Annotated in this window: 1 pseudogene; it reads right to left on the minus strand. The window is 63.1% G+C overall.

What is annotated here, in order from left to right:
• Positions 1-252, minus strand: a pseudogene (locus ACPYOM_RS23135) (D-alanyl-D-alanine carboxypeptidase); the annotation flags it as partial.

Genomic DNA, 252 nt, shown 5'->3' on the forward strand with positions numbered 1-252 from the left:
GGGTAGTAGCGCAGGCCGCCATCCGGGAAATACCCCACAACGCCCGGGTAACCCTGGTTGCTGGACCACTTGCCCACGGTGATGGTCATGGCGTCCCAGTCTCCCGTGCCCACCACGATCTGGGTGGAAAAAGCACCGCCCGGCCAACCCTTGAACAGGCCCAGGGTGCCGTTGTTCCATTGCGCCAGCAGGTCGTAGACGCCGTCCGAATCCCAATCCACCACGAACGCCTGCTTCAGTCCCGTCCAATTG

The organism is Monashia sp. HAY1-2A, from assembly GCF_056755315.1.